Genomic DNA, 17,172 nt, shown 5'->3' with positions numbered 1-17,172 from the left:
GTTATCGCGACTCCTTTGCAAGGTCGGCAATGATATCGCTAATAAACGCAATACGCGCTTTTGCAGTATCAGTCTGTTTTACTAAACGCAGTTTCTGGCTGCCTTCAAATTTGAAAGTGTTTGGCTTGGTTTGTACAAGCTTAATAATATAGCCAGGGTCAACCTTGGTGGTATCTTTAAATTCTATGGTACCGCCTTGTGATGACAAGTCTACTTTAAGCACGCCAATGGCTTCTGCTTTTATTTTTATTTCGGCTACTTCTACTAAGTTTTTAGCGGGTTCCGGTAGTAAACCAAAACGATCGATACATTCTACTTGGAATTCGTCTATATCGTCTTGGTTTTTACAGCTGGCTAAACGTTTATACAGCGAAAGCCTGGTATTGACGTCGGCAATATAATCATCTGGCAGTAAAGCAGGAATGCGAAGCTCTACTTCGGTGTGGCCTGCCATGGCGTCGTCTAACGAAGGTTCTTTACCTTCTTTCAGTGATGTTACCGCTCTATCTAGCATGTCCATATACAGGCTGAAGCCTATGCTGGCAATTTGGCCAGATTGGTCGTCGCCCAATAATTCACCTGCACCACGAATTTCAAGGTCGTGGGTGGCTAACGCGAACCCTGCACCTAAATCTTCCAATTTCGATATGGCGTCTAATCGCTTCGCCGCATCTTTGGTCATGCGTTTAGGATGGGGTGTGAGTAAATACGCGTAAGCTTGATGGTGCGAGCGACCCACACGGCCACGTAGTTGGTGCAGTTGGGCTAGGCCTAAATGATCGGCTCTGTCCATAATAATGGTGTTGGCACTGGGCACATCAATACCGGTTTCAATAATGGTGGTACACACCAACACGTTGTAGCGCTGGTGGTAGAAGTCGCTCATTACGCTTTCCAGTTCCCGTTCGCGCATTTGGCCGTGACCCATTGCAATACGCGCTTCAGGTACAATTTCGGCAATTTCTTCAGCGGTTCTGGCAATAGTATCTACTTCGTTATGAAGGAAGTACACCTGTCCACCACGTAGAATTTCCCGCATTATCGCTTCACGAATAGTAGCTTTGTTGCGTTGTTGCACGAAGGTTTTAATGGATAAACGCCTTGCTGGCGCGGTAGCAATAATCGATAAATCGCGCATGCCAGACATGGCCATATTCAGCGTACGTGGTATAGGCGTGGCAGTAAGGGTCAGAATATCTACGTCGGCACGCAGCGATTTTAGCTTCTCTTTTTGACGTACCCCGAAACGGTGCTCTTCATCGATGATCACCAAGCCTAAATCACTGAATTTAATGTCGTTCGACAGCAGCTTGTGCGTACCTACTACAATGTCTACTTTGCCTTCGACAAGGCGCTGCATGGTTTCTTTCTGGCCTTTGGCGCTAACAAATCGGCTCATGACTTCAATTTCAAACGGCCATGCGGCAAAGCGATCTTTAAAGTTTTCGTGATGCTGTTGGGCAAGTAGGGTAGTGGGCACCAAAATAGCCACTTGTTTACCTTGGTTCGCAGCTAAAAACGCCGCGCGCATGGCCACTTCGGTTTTACCGAAGCCTACGTCGCCGCACACCAATCTGTCCATGGCTTGCGGGCTGCCCATGTCGTGAATAACCGCCGCAATGGCTTGTGCCTGATCGGGTGTTTCTTCGAACGGGAAGCTGTCGGCGAATTTTTGGTATTCGTCCCAGTCAATATTGTACGCAAAGCCTGGTTTAGCGGCACGACGTGCGTATACATCAAGCAGTTCTGCGGCCACGTCGCGTACTTTTTCAGCGGCTTTTTGTTTCGCTTTGCTCCATGCATCAGAGCCTAGTGAATTAAGCGGCGCATGATCGGCATCGCCGCCCGTATAACGAGAAATAAAGTGTAACGAAGCTACAGGCACATACAGCTTGGCCTGTTTAGCGTATTCAATGCATAAGTATTCGGTGGTAACGCCACCGGCATCTAGGGTTTGCATGCCAATGTAACGGCCCACACCATGATCTAAATGCACAACAGGCTGGCCGGTGGTAAGCTCGGCCAAGTTGCGAATAATGGCGCTTTCGTCAGTGGCGGAGCGTTTGTCGCGGCGTCGGCGTTGGCTAACTTTGTGACCTAATAGCTCGGTTTCCGTGATAAATAGCAGTTCACCACTGTCACTTCGCCAGTTAAAGCTATTTTCAACCATTCCCACGGTAATGCCGATATTGTCGCTACCACTAACAAAAGTATTGAACGATTCCGCCGCTTTGGGCTTAATGCCCGCTTTTTGCAATACGGTAAGTAGCCCTTCACGGCGGCCTTGGGTTTCAGCGCAAAACAGTACCTTGGCACCGCGCTTTTTGGCGTTGTTTATCGTGGCAATTAATTGTTCAGCCGGTACTTTCTTTTGCGTGTTAATGGCAATGTCGTCAAGCTTGTTGCAGCCTAAATTCACGCTACCGGGTTTCTCTTCAATCACGTCTTGGGTTAGGGTTACCCGCGGCCACTGTTTAATTGCACCGAATAAGGTATTTATCGGTAAAAATAAATCTTCAGGTGGCAACAATGGCCTTGCTGGGTTGTATCTATGCTGTTCGTAACGTTCTTGAATATCGGCCCAGAAAAATTCGCTGGCATCTTGCACATCGCCGTGTAACAACAGCACACTTTTGGGGTGTAGGTAGTCGAAGAGCGTAGCCGTTTTATCGAAAAACAACGGCAAGTAGTACTCAACCCCGCTGGGCATAGTGCCTTTAGTGACTTGGGAAAATACCGATTCTGAGGCGTTGTTTGCGTCAAACTTTTCTAAAAAGCGCTGACGAAAAAGGGTGATAGATTCTTTATCGGTAGGGAATTCTCTTGCCGGCAGCAGTTTTATCTTTTCAACCGCATCACCAGAACGCTGGGTTTCGGTATCGAAAAAGCGGATAGAGTCTACTTCGTCATCGAACAAATCAATACGAAATGGCTTGTCGCTGCCCATGGGGAATAAGTCGATAATACTGCCGCGTACCGAAAATTCGCTATGGCTCATCACCTGGCTAACGTGCAAATAGCCTGCTTGTTCTAGGTTTCGCCTGAATTGGTCTCTATCAAGGGTGTCTCCCTTATTCAACATTAGCAAATATTTGGCGAGATAATCAGTAGGCGCCAAACGTTGCATTAACGTGTTTACCGGCACAATGAAAATGCCATTTACCTGCTGCGTGAAGCGGTATAAGGTTTCTAAACGCTGCGAGACAATATCTTGATGCGGTGAAAACGAATCGTAGGGTAGGGTTTCCCAATCGGGGAAAACCGTAATAGGTACGTTGCTTTGTTCTGCACTGGTTTTGGCGCCAGCATTGGGCATAAAGAAAGCTAACTCTTTTTCTAATTTTAGCGCCGAAGGTGTGTCGGCAGTTACCAGCACAATGGGGCCGTTGTATTGAGCTTGTGCTTGCGTAATGCAAAGTGCCGCGCTGCTACCTTGTAATTGACCCCATTGCTTGTGGTCTTGTACAGAGGCAGATTTTTTCTGGGTCGGCAAAGGCAAAGATAAAAGAGTTGCTGTCATGTCGTCCTTTAAACTACATATTCGGTTTAAGTGTGTTGCTGGCTTTTTCTTTAGCGCTAGGCTCCGGTAGCCTTTTCTTGTGCTCGTTTTTTCAATTGCTGAGTTTGCAAATGCAAGCTGGCACGAACAAGCAATTCTTGATCTTGCTCTCGGATGCTATTGAAAATAAAAGCTATATGGTAGCTATCCTCGACGTTCTCGCAAGTAATAACTTCCCCGTAGCAAAATATTGCGGCCGCTTCAGTATCAAGAAATAATTTGAGTTCAGCTTGGCTGCCAATTTCCATGGCAGTTGGGCTTTTAATAATAACGCCACCGCCACCGAGCTTTATTGTGCTAAAACGATGATCTGGTTCATCTTGCTGGTGTAAAATAAATGACATCATTAAATCTATTTTGCGAGCTTGGTGATTTAAATATTCAGCTAAGGATTCAGCATGGTCGCTTAAATGACGTAACGGGCGAAGTGCTTGGGCTTCAATGCTGGCCATTTCGCTAGCTACACGAAATGCGTAGGGCATGGCTTGCTCTAAACCCGCTTCAGAAGGCACGGTTTCACCTTCAGCAAGTGGCTTCACGTTAATGTTAACGCTGTGCTGAATAGAGAAATATTCATCGAACTGGGCTTTTTTTTCTTCTAGGCTTAGGTTTTCCATCATATCTCCCGCCACTTATCTTGTACGGCCAGTAGCTTACACGTAGTATACGCACTTTACTATTTTGAGATTGCCCCGTCATCACACCTTTGGACTAAGCGCGCATTATGTACTTTCCTCTTCCCGCTTTTATCGCTTATCGGTATGCGAAATCTGGCCCGGCGCAGTCGTCTAGCCAAAATAGCTTTGTTTCCTTTATCAATCGCTTTTCGGTAGCAGGTATTGCCCTTGGCCTAACGGCGCTTATTATTGTGCTTTCTGTAATGAATGGCTTTGAAGCCCAATTGAAACAGCGCATTTTGGGTATAGTGCCGCATATTGAAATTAATGCGCCTATTGAAGAAAGCGTTGTAATGGGCTTGCCCAATGTGGTGGCAAGTATGCCGTTTCGAGAAGCCGAAGCGGTAGTGCAGTCTCGTTCAGATTTACGTGGTGTACAGTTACATGGTGTGCAAGCAGACAGCATGTTGCAGCACACTATGGTTGCTCACGAAATGCAGCAGGGTAATTTTGCAAGCCTAACTGCCGGTAGCTACAACGCCATTATTGGCAGGGCGTTGTCTATGCAATTAAATGTGCGTGCTGGCGACAAACTTCGGGTAATGGTAGCTGGAGCCAGTGTTTACACGCCATTTGGCCGCATGCCAAGCCAACGGTTGGTGACTATTTCAGGCGTATTCGATATGGGCTCGCAAATGGATGACAAAGTTATTTATATGCAGCTTGATGATGTGAACCGTTTACTGCGAGATGTTTCAGGTAAGAACACGGCCACTCGATTATTTTTAGACGATGCGTTTTTGTATCAAGACACGCTGAAGCCTATTGTTGAGGCTGATTTGCCTGTACGTACATGGCGAGAGCGCCAAGGACCTTTGTTCGACGCTGTAAAAATGGAAAAGAACATGATGTTCCTAATGCTGCTGTTAATTATAGCCGTGGCAGCGTTTAATTTGGTTTCATCGTTAGTGATGGTGGTGTCGGAAAAGCAAGGCGACATTGCAGTACTTCAAACCCAAGGCATGTTGCCTAGCACCATTATGACGGTGTTTGTATTAAATGGGCTGTTCAATGGCGTAAAGGGCGCGGGTATAGGATTGGTGGCTGGTGTGGTGGTGACTTTACTACTAAACCCCGTCATGAGTTTTTTGAATGTACCTATTGCGCTATCGTCAGACGGGCAAGGGTTACCTATTGATATGCACTGGTTGCAGATAGTTTCTGTAACGCTATTTTCATTGCTACTTTGCATTGTTGCGAGTATTTACCCTGCTAGGCGTGCCATGAAAACGCAACCTTCGCAAGCTCTTCAAAACGAATAAGTTAGTGAATTTGCCGTGCAAATTGCGGCAGAATTCACTATAATCGCGGTCTTTAAATTTCGGCCAGTGAGACGTCATGAACAAGAATTTTATCACCTCGCAAGCGTTGCTTCAGGATTCCTTTCGTTTAGCAGCAAAGGTGTATGATGACGGGTTTCGCCCCGATTTCATCATTGGTATTTGGCGCGGTGGTGCACCTATCGGCATAGCGGTACAAGAATTTTTTGAGTTTAAAGACTATTCTACCGACCACATTGCGGTGCGTACTTCTTCTTACTATGGCATTAATAAGCAATCTAAAGAAATTCGTGTTCACGGTTTACACTACTTGGTGGAAAACGCAGACGCAGAACATAAGCTACTTATTGTTGATGATGTTTTCGATTCGGGCCGCAGTGTAGATGCGCTTATTCAGCAAATTCGCAAATTGATGCGTTTGAATATGCCAAAAGACATTCGTATTGCATGTCCATGGTACAAGCCTCAGAACAACACAACTGATATTGTGCCTGATTACTACGTAAACGAAAGTGATGAGTGGTTAGTATTCCCGCATGAAATCGCTGGGTTAAGCGAAGAAGAAATTCGCGAAGGCAAAGGTGAACTAGCCGACGTTATGGATATTTTGTTCGACAAAAAGTAAGCGCAACGCGCTAGCTATTACAAAGACACCCATTGTAAAACCGCCAACCAGGCGGTTTTTTTGTGCCTGTAATTATCAAGACACCCACGTTAATTCGACATTCTTCTTACTAAGACACCCACGTTATTTCGATATTCTTTTATCGAGACACCCATGTTATTTCGAAGCAATTTGGGGGGACATCCATCGTTCATTTTATCAATATAGGGTGGGTGTCTTCGTAATTTTTAACGCTTTAAACGTGGGTGTCTCTATAAGGTGTTTATTAAATAGGGTGGATGTCCACATAATTCATTAACGTTTTGAGGTGGGTGTCTTCGTAACGTTCTTTCATAACGCTCAGGCGAAAAACGTGGATGTCCATGTAATTTTGTTGAGTTTAATGATGGGTGTCTCGTTAATGGTGAGACGAAAAAACATGGGTGTCTTATTTAGTTTGGGTGTCTTGTTTAGTTATTGCTTAGTTATCGAAATAAAACTTATCGTGGAAGGTGTAAACCCACGTGGGTTGATAGATGACGAGCAGAGTAATTGCCATACCGTTCAGCAAGGCTTCTGGAAACACTAAAAGTGGAATGAGTAGTACAAAATTATCGTAAATAACATCCCACGTATAAATGCCTTCAATGAAGTAATAACCTGCAAGTGCGCCGGTTTTAAGAGCAATGCTGAGTGCGCCTGGAAAGAAAGCGCACACAAAAATATAAACGAACAGTTGGCGGGGGAGATGGTGAAACGACACTAAATACACAAAGTAGGTTACCGCGACAGGGAGCATAACACCTAATACGCCGTTTACTCCTATGGTGTGCCACTGTGCAAAACCAGCGGCGGTAGCACCCAATAAAGCAAGGGTGCCGGCCAGAATGGCGTAACGAAATCCGAGCATGAGTGTAACCACACTTAAACCAACAAAATGAACATCTAGCCCTTCAAAAATGCCCACTTTGAAGATCCAAAACGCGAACAACGCGGCAGCGCTACCAAACAACAGGTGCTGTTGGTGCTTGTCGCCCATTAGGCCTATAACAGAAATTTGTTTAATAACCCCAACTAGGGTTAAACAATATAAAGTAAGGCCAAGCCACTGTAGCGTTGTCACACACTCTCCGATACTTATCTACTGTAGATTTCTTATTGACTATACGTCGCCCAAATAGGTGCATGATCAGACGGTTTTTCAATACCGCGAAGTTCATAATCTATTCCGGCATCACTCAATCGTTTATGCATAGAAGGGGTAGCCAAAATAAGATCAATACGAAGACCACGATTATCATTAAAACCTTTCGAACGATAATCGAACCACGAGTACCTGTCGGTAGTGTCTGGGTTCAATGTTCTAAAGCTGTCTTCAAAGCCCCAATCCATCAGTGTGTTCAACCACACTCTTTCTTCGGGTAAAAAGCTACATTTGCCCGTACGCAACCAACGTTTTTTATTCTCTTCGCCAATGCCAATATCTGAATCGGTATGTGAGATGTTCACATCGCCCATCACAATGACATTTTCATCAGGAGTATGGTGGGTGTCTAGATAGGTCATTAGATCTTTATAGAACTTACGTTTTGCTGGGTATTTAGTTTCGTGCTTTTCGTTTTCGCCTTGCGGGAAATAACCATTTAATACGGTTACTGGCTGGCCGTCGTGGTCTGTGGTTTTCAATATAATCATGCGACGCTGCGCATCTTCTTCATCAGTAGGGAAGCCCATAAGCACAGACTCAGGCTCTTTTTTCGCTAAAAATGCCACCCCATAGTGACTCTTTTGACCATGAAAATAAACGTGATAACCCATCGCTTCAACGGCTTCAACAGGAAACTGTTCGTTATGAACTTTTATTTCCTGTAGGCCAATAATGTCGGGCTGATGCGCATCTATTAATGCTTGGAGCTGGTGAAGGCGGGCGCGAATGCCATTGATATTAAATGAGATTACTTTCATAAGGGCTTCTTAAAAAACGGAATTGATGAATTCTAACAGAATGCTTGGTTTAACTTAATGTCTGTGGGGGCAAAGTTGTGCTTTTTCCTAACAAAATAAGATGATCAAACCAAAGATTAGCATCATTAATGATAGCCACACTTAACGTTTCGCAATTCTGGCTTTCAACCTGGTTACCCTCAATCATTGCGGGTAATAAACGTGCTACTTCTTGCTTGAATTCGGGCCAAGCCTTGGCCTGTTTTGCCATAGTTTGATAGTAATGCGTAGGAAAACCGTAGTCTGCCTTTTCAAGTCTACGGCTAATAATATTGGCGCCCATCGATGAACCTAACCACACATACATTGCAGAAATTGTGGCAGATAGTGATGTTTCAAAACTGGGGAAGCTTACCGTTTCTAATTCTGTGGTTCGCTTAGCGTCGGTTGAACTTAACCGTGCCAAATCGTTATCAAGTGCTGTTAGCACTTGTTGGGCTTCAAACTGCTCTGCAAGTGGCTTAAGTGTAGGGTACTTTTCAATAGCGTGGTTAATGACTAACTTGCAGTGCTGATGAAATTCTCGCATTACATAAAGTACGCGGTGGTAATTTTCTGAATGATTTTCGTGTTTTTCACTGCCATTTAGCCCCATCATATTATGAAAAAGTGCAAAGGGTACGCTGTGCTCTAGTTCGTCATGTTTACTGTGGGTTTTTATCTTTAAATCGCTAAATAGGTTTTGCATGAAGTTTTAAGCTTTGCGTTTTTTAATAAAAGGCAGATGTAATTTACTACCGTGAATATAGATTGCTAATGTACAAGAAGCATGTGGAGTGCATTATGAAACCCAGCTTAAAACTCAAGATAAGGTGACATATATTTGCTCGCAATAATATTAGTCGCAGGAGATGTTTTCAACTTGAATTTATAAGATTAAAGAGACTTTGGTATTTGGCGGGGCTGCTTGCAAAGGGTATACTTGGCGCCTCTTAACTATAAGGTAATTTTTTGTGTTTCCAGATACTGTAACCGCGACACTAAACGATACTGTGCTAGCACAAGCGAAAAGTTTGTCTGCTGAAGACCGACAAATGCTAGTGATCAGCTACGTACCCAAAGCGAAAGAAATTTGGCTAATCCAAGGTACAGAAGGCTTTGTCATGCTGGAAGACAACGACATTACTCGATTGCCAGTATTTCCTCACAAAAACTTAGCGCAGGCATGGTTAGACGACAACCACATTACGGGTACTTGCGTGGCAGTGCCGTTTAATGAGTTTACCGAGACTTGGTTACCTGGCCTCACTAAAAATGGGGTGGAATTGGTAATGTTTCCTACTTCTGCCGATGCCGAAAACTTAGTAATGACAGCAGAAGAGCTAAGCGCCGAATTTAGCGCAGATGCTAGTGCCTAGCTGTTGGACTCAGCTTTCTGAAGATGTTGATATGAATTACAACGCTGTAACCCCACAACGATGACAGAATTTACGCAACTGTTGCCGCTAGGGCAAACCGTGGCTGCGGCAAAAGGGTGGGATGGCGCCACTCGCGCCATTATGCTGGCTGGCAAGCAGCTGTTGGCTTTACCAGAGTCGGCACGCACTGAAGACTCATTGGTACCGGGTTGTGAAAGTAAAGTATGGGTAGCGTGTACGCCTGCACAAAACACGGGCGACCTTGTAATTGCGGCTTACTCACCCAGTAAAATTATTCGCGGCGTGCTGGCGGTACTACTAGAAAAAGCAAATAGCCTTTCAGATGAACAAAGAAAGGCGTACGATTTTGAGCAATACATGAACGCGTGTAATTTGCAGCGCCATTTAAGCCAGTCTAGAGGCAATGGTATTTTAAGTGTATTGCGCCGCTTAAATACGCTATAAGTTTTGGTTTTTAGCTTCAATCCACTGCGACATGTATTTACTCGCATTCAAGGTTTGATGCCATAGCAGCCCTTGCAGAAACAAGGTCTTGCGATATGCATCTACATCTGTAGCTATAATGGCAACCCGTTCGCTTAAGGTTTCATTCTCTTTGGCACCTTCAAAAGCGTTAAACAACGTTAGCCCTAACTTACTTGCTGACGACCAGTCCTCTTCGCTGCTGTAAAGTCTAGCGGCGTGTTTCGCGAACTCTTCTGGGGTATTGCAAATTGCCCCTCCCCATGTAGCATGGTGTGCTGTTTCGGCAATACCCTCCGCACCTACCCAAGTTGTCAGGGTAGGGGTTTCACATCGCATGGCTTCTAGTATTTTACCTTTAATACCAGCACCAAAGCGCAGCGGTGCAATGAGCAGCCGTGCGTTAGCAATAACATCGTGTGCATTTTCAGCCCAGCCATCAAGGTAAAACCCATTCTTGGGGTTATGCAACTGCGTGGCTTTTTTGGGCGGATAGGCACCATAAATATGTAAATTTGCTTGAGGGAGCACCTTTTTTATAGCAGGCCAAACGGTTTGCTTGAGCTGTAATACTGCATCCCAATTTGGCGCATGACGAAAATTACCAATGGTGACAATGTCGGTGCGTTCATCAAAGTTTGGTGATTTATCATTTATTGGCGCTACATTAAGAGGATGGTAATAAAGCTGTTTTTTGGGAACCTGATAATGGTCGGTAAGTAGTGCGTACTCGGTGCGAGAAATGACCAAAGTAAGGTCGCAACGTAATATGGCGGCAATTTCCCGCTGAGCCAAAGGCGAATTGTAGTCGGCCTCTTTCGCGGCACTGGCTATGTGCGCTAAAAGAGGAGACCCGGAAGCTTCTTTGGATGCCCTTAGTGTCTTATCTTGTGCTTTAACGGCGTCGTGTCTGGCTTGCCGCAAACTGTGTAAATCTTCGGTGTTTAAAATACGAATAGCAGAAGGGCATGTGTCTTTTACTCGCCAAGAAAATTGCTCTTCGGTCATGTATCGGTCGAAAATAACGATATCAGGCGATAGTTTGGCAATTCGTTCATTAAAGCTACTGCAATTGAGTGCAACCGCTTCACTGCTTACGCCTAGGTTATCTAGATCAGCTTTATGAATACTGTCTGTTGCCGCGGTCATAAAAGTAACGTTATGGCCGTAGCTTAGAAACTGTTTAATTAAGGCCAGCATATTTTGACCAGCGGCGGAGGAATTGGGTTCAGGCCACACGTAGCCAATGACTACAACCTGCATTATGCCTTGTGACATTCCTCCTGACATTCCCTCTGACATTAGTTACCTGTGCTTAAATGTGTAAAGCGCGAAATAGTAGCACAGCAGGAAATAAAGAAAATGAAACTCTATCGCGGATAAAAGTGCTTAAAACCTTCTGCTTTTAAGGGGGAACCCCTATTGGGACTGAATAAAATGTAAGGTAATTTATCGCATACTATACGAAAGTTAATGAATTCTGATTAGCTAGGCTAAATAATCGCGCTATAATGAAGCTAGTAGTGAAAAAGCCAATCATGTTTTATAGTTACCGTTTTTATTTTAAGGCTTGATTGCGAAATACCCTCTTCTAAATAGAGTAGGTTATATCAGGAGCGTATACCTAAATGACCCTACAAGATATTATTAGTAACGCGAGTACGTTGTTCGTGCTACCTGACTCTGTGACGCGTTTAAAAGCTTGCATGGATGACGGAGCATCTAATATTGATGATATCGCTGATATCATCTCTTTTGACCCTTCGTTAGCCACACAGCTTTTAAGAGTGGCAAATTCAGCGTTATACCGTTTCCCTAATAAAATAGATACCATCACTAAAGCGCTACAAGTAGTAGGTACGCGCTCTACTTACGACCTAGCACTTGCTTTTGGTGTTAGCCAAGCTTTCAAAGAGGTAGATGGCCAAGTTATCGACTTAGATAAATTTTGGGAGCAAAGTGTTTCTTGTGGTCTATTAGCAAAATACTTTGCTGAAATGCGAAATATCAGAGAGCCGGAACGCTTATTTGTTGCGGGCTTACTTCATAATATTGGTGAGTTGGTTGTATTGGCTATGTTGCCAGATAGCGCGAAACGTTGTCAGGCGTTTAACGCAAGAGTAAGCCCTGCTGAACTGCAAGCTGGGGTGATGGGGTACACATTTACGAACGTGTCTGCGGGGATCATCAAAGAGTGGGGTATCCCTGAAACAATTTATAAGCCTATTTCAAATATACACGGCGACAACAGCAACACTTCTGATGTTGAAGAGCAGATTTTGCAGTTGTCATACGTGTTGGCTTTAGATAACGTGAATTCAGAAATTTATCCTAGCTACAATAACTTAAAACCTGAGTTACATGAGAGTTTATCGCTAAATCGCGACGATTTAGAAGATGCATTGGATATTACTAACCTGCAGTGTATTTCAGTTATTTCCTTGTTCAACCCTAACGCGTTTATGCTTTATTAACGAAAAAGGGCGTACTCTTTTATGCAGTACGCCCTTTTTATGCTCTCGTTTTTTCAGTGCCTTTTAGCTAAAAACTTCTCTGCCAAGCACCTTGTTTAAATGCTCATTGCCTAATTAGTCAAAAATTGCCACGGTTTGGCGACTGATCGCAATAACTTCATTGTCTTTATCCCAAATAGTCGCTTCAGTATGCCCATAGCCATCTTCTGCCTGACGGGTATGTGCTTGGTAAGCAAACCAGTCTGTAGGGTCTACCTGCTTATGCGGATGGATAAACTCCAGATTCCAACTAACGGTACTGGCAGGGGCAGGTAACTTCATCATTTGTAACAGCGTGGGCGGCCAAGCATCAATCATGGTAATGATGTGTGCATCGGTTATCTGCGCGGGTGGTTTTTTAAAACGCATGTGCCCATGGTAAACACTGCTCTTTTTACGGGTGAAAGGGATGCCACCCTTATCGATAGCTAAATCGAAATGACGTAAAAACTTAGGGGTTACCTTTGGAATTTGTGGTATGAATTTACCTTTGGTGGGGGCAGGCATGTCATGGGTGTCTTGGTTTTCTACCTTAATGCCTGATTTTCTGCCAATACCAAAGCAGGCTTGCACGAACACGCAACTTTTCCCATTTTGCTTTGCATGGGCGGTATATTGAGATACGTTTTTGCCCTCACGCAATAAGGTCACTTCAATCGAAAATGGCGTATCTGGCGAAAGGGGGCCCACAAAGTTCGTTGTGAATGAACGTAGCACCCGTTCGTCACTGACTTTTTGACGAATAGCGCTGTACGCCATGCCTGCTGAGATGCCGCCGAATGCTGTACGCCCTTGCGCCCAAATACTGGGAATAATGAGGTTATCTACTTTCCAGTGATTTTCAGAAAGTGCCTCTAAAGAAGAAAGAGTTAAAAGCTCGTCTACCGTCATGCTGTTTGTCTGGTCTGATGAGTAAGGGTGCTGATATCCTACCTTAAGCTCAAGCTAACAGAAAGCCTAGGCTAACATTCCTTTTTATATTTACAAATAACTAACAATAAGTTGTCAATCTTTTAACCTGCCGCGTAGACTGAGTTTTCATTGAATTTAAAGGGAATGATATGGCCCATAGTCAGGTTCAAACGGCACCAGTAGAGAAAGCGGATACATCCCGCGCCTACAGAAACTACGTGTTAGTGATACTAACGCTGGTTTATGCATTTAATTTTATTGATAGACAGATCATAGGTATCCTTTCTCCATTCATTAAAGCTGATTTGGGTTTAGATGACGCACAGTTAGGCTTATTAAAGGGCGTTTATTTCGCCATTCTTTATACTGTGGTGGGCATCCCTATAGCGTGGCTTGCCGATCGGTATAGTCGTGTGAATATCATTGCTATCTCGCTTACCCTATGGAGTGGCTTTACCGCCGCCTCAGGGCTTGCCATGAACTACACTCAGCTGGCACTGGCCAGAATTGGTGTAGGTATTGGTGAAGCAGGGGGCAGCCCACCTTCACACAGTATTATTTCCGACCTATTTCCTAAAGAAAAGCGTGCGGGCGCATTGGCGGTGTACTCATTGGGTATTCCATTTGGCGTGATGTTGGCATTCTTTGCTTCTGCATTTTTCTTACAAGGCGGTTCTGCTGATTGGCGTACCGTAATGATAAGTGTGGGTTTACCGGGTGTAATATTAGCACTATTGCTGAAGTTTACGGTGAAAGAGCCAAAACGTACCGAGTCAGTACAAACGGATGACGCTGAAAAGCCCAGTGTTTCAGCTTCACTTAAAACCTTATTGAAGATTCCAACGTGGTGGGGCATGGCGTTAGGTATTTCCTTTGGCTCGTTCGGTAACTACGCCATTTCGACTTGGATCATCGATTATTATGTACGTGCCTTTGCAGGGCTAGATATTACCCAGTTGCTTATTGCGTTCGGTATTATCAATGGTTCTGCTTATGCATTAGGCGTGTGGCTTGGTGGTTATATTGCCGATAGGTGGGGTAAACAAAATAAGAAAGCGTATGCGTTGTTACCTGCTATTGCGCTAATTATAGGTGTACCAGCGTTGTATTTCTCGCTTCAAGTTAACGACTTATGGTTGTCGGTAGGCTTAATGACATTCTTGTTGTTTACCAGTGGTTCCTATTTAGGCCCAAGCTTTGCCATGGCGCAAACCCTTGCACCTATTAATGTTCGTGCTATGTCTACTGCATTGTTTTTCTTTGTATTGAACATAATTGCATTGGGCGGCGGGCCAACGATTACCGGTATTATTAGCCAGGCGTTAGTGCCTTCATTGGGCGAAGTTGAAGCCCTTCGTCAGTCTTTACTGTATTTGATTGTGCCTTATGCGCTTTCTATTATCGTGTTCTTATGGACCAGTACTAAAATTGTTAAAGATTGGGAGATGGCAGAGTCGAGAGGGCTGTAGTACTATCTTCTTCATAAATAACATGTTGTTTTGATAAAGGGCTGGTTTACCAGCCCTTACTTTTCTTTCTTTGCTATTGCTAATTGTAGCTTTGACATCGCTTTTCATGAAGGAGTATTTCATTGTCGAAAACCGATATTAGTTTTCACTTTGCGCATGCAAATGGATTTCCTGCTGGTAGTTATAACGCGCTTTTTTCTTCATTACCTGAGAATTTTCACCGTCTTCATGTCGACAGGTTTGGTCACGACCCTCAATTGCCAGTAAATGCGAATTGGCGCAATCAAGTTAATGAGCTTATTAAACACGTAAAAGCCGAAAACACCGACAGTAGAGGTGTTTATGCGGTAGGGCATTCTTTTGGTGCGGTGATTTCATACATGGCAGCCTGCGAGGAGCCCAGCTTGTTCCGAGGGCTTATCATGCTTGACCCTCCGTTAGTGATGGGGCCCATGAGTTACTTTTTTCGCTTTGCAAAGAAGACGCCGTTAATTAATAAATTAACCCCAGCAAAGCTAGCTGAAACGCGAAATACGCAATGGCCATCTCATATTGATATGGAAGCGTATTTTCAAGGAAAAGCGTTGTTTCGTAATATGGATAAGCGGTGTATTCGTGATTATGTAAAGCATGTAACCCACACTAAAGGTGAGCTGACATCGCTAACATTTAAAGCCGAGGTTGAAGCATCGCTATTTCGCAATGTACCGCATAATTTAGGTAAGTATAAAGGCAAGTTGAAGTGCCCAGCTTTGCTGGTAACGGCTAAAGATGGCGAGGTGTGCAGACCGGCTATGTACGAAAGGTTAATTCAACATAACAACATTGATCATACTGAATTCAATGGTGGGCATATGTTCCCTTTAGAACACCCAGAAGCAGTGGCTGAATTGATTTCAACCACCATTTCAAAATGGAATAACTAACCTTTAGTTCGGGGATAGGCCGCCAACAGGTTGGCCTAGCATTTCTCGTGTAACTAACACCACGCCTTTTTCAGAAACACGGAATCCTCGTGCTCTATCATCATCATGGTTGTAGCCGATGACGGTACCTTCTGGAATAACGCAACCTCTATCAAGCAACACTTTTCTTAGCTTACAATTACGCATAATTTCAACATCAGGCAAAATTACGGCATCTTCTATAAGCCCGTACGAGTGCACTCTTACGTTCGAGAAGCAAATTGTGCCGCGAAGGGTTGAACCAGAAATAATACAGCCGCCAGACACAACCGAATTAATCGCTTCACCGCGTCTGTCGTGGTCTTCCCACACAAATTTTGCAGGTGGCAATTGTTCTTGGTAGGTCCAGATGGGCCACTTTTGATCGTACAAATTAAGCTGTGGAACGGGCGCCACCATCTCCATATTGGCTTCCCAAAATGAATCAATGGTACCTACATCGCGCCAATAGGCATCGCCACCACCGGTGCTTTCAAATTCAAACGCATACACGGGGTGATCTTTGATTATTGACGGAATAATGTCTTTACCAAAATCACGCTGTGAGCCAGAGGTTTCAGCGTCTCTTCGTAATTGTTCGAAAAGAAACTCAGTATCGAAAACATAGTTACCCATTGACGCTAGGCATCGGCTATCATCGCCAGGCAATGGAGCAGGGTTTTCAGGTTTCTCTGCAAAACCGTTAATACGGAAATTTTCATCTACCGACATCACGCCAAATGCCCCAGCCGCTTCTTCGATAGGGACCGACATACATGACACCGTCATTTTAGCGCCACTTTCAACATGACGAGCTAGCATAGTACCGTAATCCATACGATAGATATGGTCGCCAGATAAAATCATTACGTACTTGGGGAGTTCGTCTCGAATAATGTCGATATTTTGGAATACTGCATCGGCGGTACCTTCGTACCAACTATCTGAGAATCGCTGAGAAGCGGGTAGTATTTCTACTGACTCGCCAAGTTCCTTTTTGAAGTGCCCCCAACCGCGTACTAAATGTCTTATCAATGAATGCGACTTGTATTGGGTTACTACACCAACACGTCTAATGCCTGAATTAATACAATTCGACAGCGGGAAATCAATAATCCTAAACTTACCGCCAAAATAGAGTGCAGGTTTTGCACGCCATGTTGTTAGTTCATGCAAACGTGAGCCTCGTCCTCCAGCTAATATCAGTGCATAGGTATCGCGAGTCAGATTACTAATATAGCGTGAACTGTTATCTGCCATGTCCTCGTTCTCCATTTTTTGAGACACAATCTTCCGGTGTCGATGAATGTGTAAAAACCATAATTCATACCGATTGCACTAGGGCGTTGTAAGTAGAATATTGCCCTTG

The 17,172-nt window shown here is 44.3% G+C and carries 15 protein-coding genes; 7 read left to right on the top strand and 8 right to left on the bottom strand.

The window, feature by feature from the left end; all coding sequences use genetic code 11:
* Nucleotide 1: 1 nt before the first annotated feature.
* Both mfd and JKP82_RS10815 read right to left on the bottom strand, forming a co-directional pair.
* Entirely contained in the window at nucleotides 2–3,520 is a 3,519-nt protein-coding gene (gene mfd, locus JKP82_RS10820; RefSeq protein WP_159530965.1) for a transcription-repair coupling factor, read from the bottom strand.
* Nucleotides 3,521–3,576: 56 nt separating this feature from the next.
* Complete coding sequence (locus JKP82_RS10815; RefSeq protein ID WP_159534551.1) at nucleotides 3,577–4,176, bottom strand: PilZ domain-containing protein; 600 nt, start codon at nucleotides 4,174–4,176, stop codon at nucleotides 3,577–3,579.
* 107 nt (nucleotides 4,177–4,283) lie between these two features.
* On the opposite strand from JKP82_RS10815, the gene JKP82_RS10810 reads away from it, so the two are divergent.
* Together JKP82_RS10810 and JKP82_RS10805 are read left to right on the top strand one after the other, a co-directional pair.
* Nucleotides 4,284–5,498: a lipoprotein-releasing ABC transporter permease subunit gene (locus JKP82_RS10810; protein WP_159530963.1), complete on the top strand. Its 1,215-nt coding sequence runs from the start codon at nucleotides 4,284–4,286 to the stop codon at nucleotides 5,496–5,498.
* Between the two features lie 76 nt (nucleotides 5,499–5,574).
* Complete coding sequence (locus JKP82_RS10805; protein ID WP_013784537.1) at nucleotides 5,575–6,141, top strand: phosphoribosyltransferase; 567 nt, start codon at nucleotides 5,575–5,577, stop codon at nucleotides 6,139–6,141.
* Between the two features lie 460 nt (nucleotides 6,142–6,601).
* Here the strand turns inward: JKP82_RS10805 and JKP82_RS10800 are convergent, their stop codons facing one another.
* Genes JKP82_RS10800 through JKP82_RS10790 form a run of 3 tightly spaced genes read right to left on the bottom strand, consistent with a single transcriptional unit; the run spans nucleotide 6,602 to nucleotide 8,812 of the window.
* Nucleotides 6,602–7,243, bottom strand: coding sequence for an energy-coupling factor ABC transporter permease (locus JKP82_RS10800; protein ID WP_159530961.1), 642 nt, complete (start codon nucleotides 7,241–7,243; stop codon nucleotides 6,602–6,604).
* Between the two features lie 32 nt (nucleotides 7,244–7,275).
* Nucleotides 7,276–8,085 (bottom strand): exodeoxyribonuclease III, encoded by an 810-nt coding sequence (gene xthA / locus JKP82_RS10795; RefSeq protein ID WP_159530959.1) that lies wholly within the window; start codon nucleotides 8,083–8,085, stop codon nucleotides 7,276–7,278.
* Nucleotides 8,086–8,134: 49 nt separating this feature from the next.
* A complete protein-coding gene (locus JKP82_RS10790) occupies nucleotides 8,135–8,812 on the bottom strand; it encodes a heme oxygenase-like domain-containing protein (protein ID WP_218397015.1) in 678 nt (225 codons plus the stop codon).
* Between the two features lie 265 nt (nucleotides 8,813–9,077).
* Here JKP82_RS10790 and JKP82_RS10785 point away from each other — a divergent pair, with 265 nt between their 5' ends.
* Together JKP82_RS10785 and JKP82_RS10780 are read left to right on the top strand one after the other, a co-directional pair.
* Complete coding sequence (locus JKP82_RS10785; protein ID WP_218397014.1) at nucleotides 9,078–9,482, top strand: DUF2750 domain-containing protein; 405 nt, start codon at nucleotides 9,078–9,080, stop codon at nucleotides 9,480–9,482.
* A gap of 60 nt (nucleotides 9,483–9,542) precedes the next feature.
* Nucleotides 9,543–9,947, top strand: a complete 405-nt coding sequence (locus JKP82_RS10780) for a SufE family protein (protein WP_218397012.1) — start codon at nucleotides 9,543–9,545, stop codon at nucleotides 9,945–9,947.
* On the opposite strand, the gene JKP82_RS10775 is transcribed toward JKP82_RS10780, so the two are convergent.
* A complete protein-coding gene (locus tag JKP82_RS10775; protein WP_218397137.1) occupies nucleotides 9,942–11,231 on the bottom strand; it encodes a glycosyltransferase in 1,290 nt (429 codons plus the stop codon). The two genes, JKP82_RS10780 and JKP82_RS10775, sit on opposite strands and share 6 nt — an antisense overlap.
* 362 nt (nucleotides 11,232–11,593) lie before the next feature.
* Between JKP82_RS10775 and JKP82_RS10770 the strand changes: the two genes are divergently transcribed.
* A complete protein-coding gene (locus JKP82_RS10770; protein WP_159530951.1) occupies nucleotides 11,594–12,439 on the top strand; it encodes an HDOD domain-containing protein in 846 nt (281 codons plus the stop codon).
* 114 nt (nucleotides 12,440–12,553) lie between these two features.
* On the opposite strand, the gene JKP82_RS10765 is transcribed toward JKP82_RS10770, so the two are convergent.
* Nucleotides 12,554–13,369, bottom strand: a complete 816-nt coding sequence (locus tag JKP82_RS10765; protein ID WP_218397010.1) for an acyl-CoA thioesterase — start codon at nucleotides 13,367–13,369, stop codon at nucleotides 12,554–12,556.
* Nucleotides 13,370–13,539: 170 nt separating this feature from the next.
* Between JKP82_RS10765 and JKP82_RS10760 the strand changes: the two genes are divergently transcribed.
* Both JKP82_RS10760 and JKP82_RS10755 read left to right on the top strand, forming a co-directional pair.
* Complete coding sequence (locus tag JKP82_RS10760; protein ID WP_126873697.1) at nucleotides 13,540–14,859, top strand: spinster family MFS transporter; 1,320 nt, start codon at nucleotides 13,540–13,542, stop codon at nucleotides 14,857–14,859.
* A 122-nt stretch (nucleotides 14,860–14,981) separates the two neighbouring features.
* On the top strand, nucleotides 14,982–15,785 hold the full coding sequence (locus JKP82_RS10755; RefSeq protein ID WP_159530947.1) for an alpha/beta fold hydrolase: 804 nt from the start codon (nucleotides 14,982–14,984) through the stop codon (nucleotides 15,783–15,785).
* A gap of 3 nt (nucleotides 15,786–15,788) precedes the next feature.
* On the opposite strand, the gene glgC is transcribed toward JKP82_RS10755, so the two are convergent.
* Nucleotides 15,789–17,063 (bottom strand): glucose-1-phosphate adenylyltransferase, encoded by a 1,275-nt coding sequence (gene glgC, locus JKP82_RS10750; RefSeq protein ID WP_159530945.1) that lies wholly within the window; start codon nucleotides 17,061–17,063, stop codon nucleotides 15,789–15,791.
* Nucleotides 17,064–17,172: the final 109 nt, after the last annotated feature.

Source organism: Alteromonas lipotrueae (assembly GCF_019249215.1).
Classification (GTDB): Bacteria; Pseudomonadota; Gammaproteobacteria; order Enterobacterales; family Alteromonadaceae; genus Alteromonas; species Alteromonas lipotrueae.
Note: the sequence above shows the minus strand (reverse complement) of the source record. Positions and strands in the feature narration are given on the sequence as shown.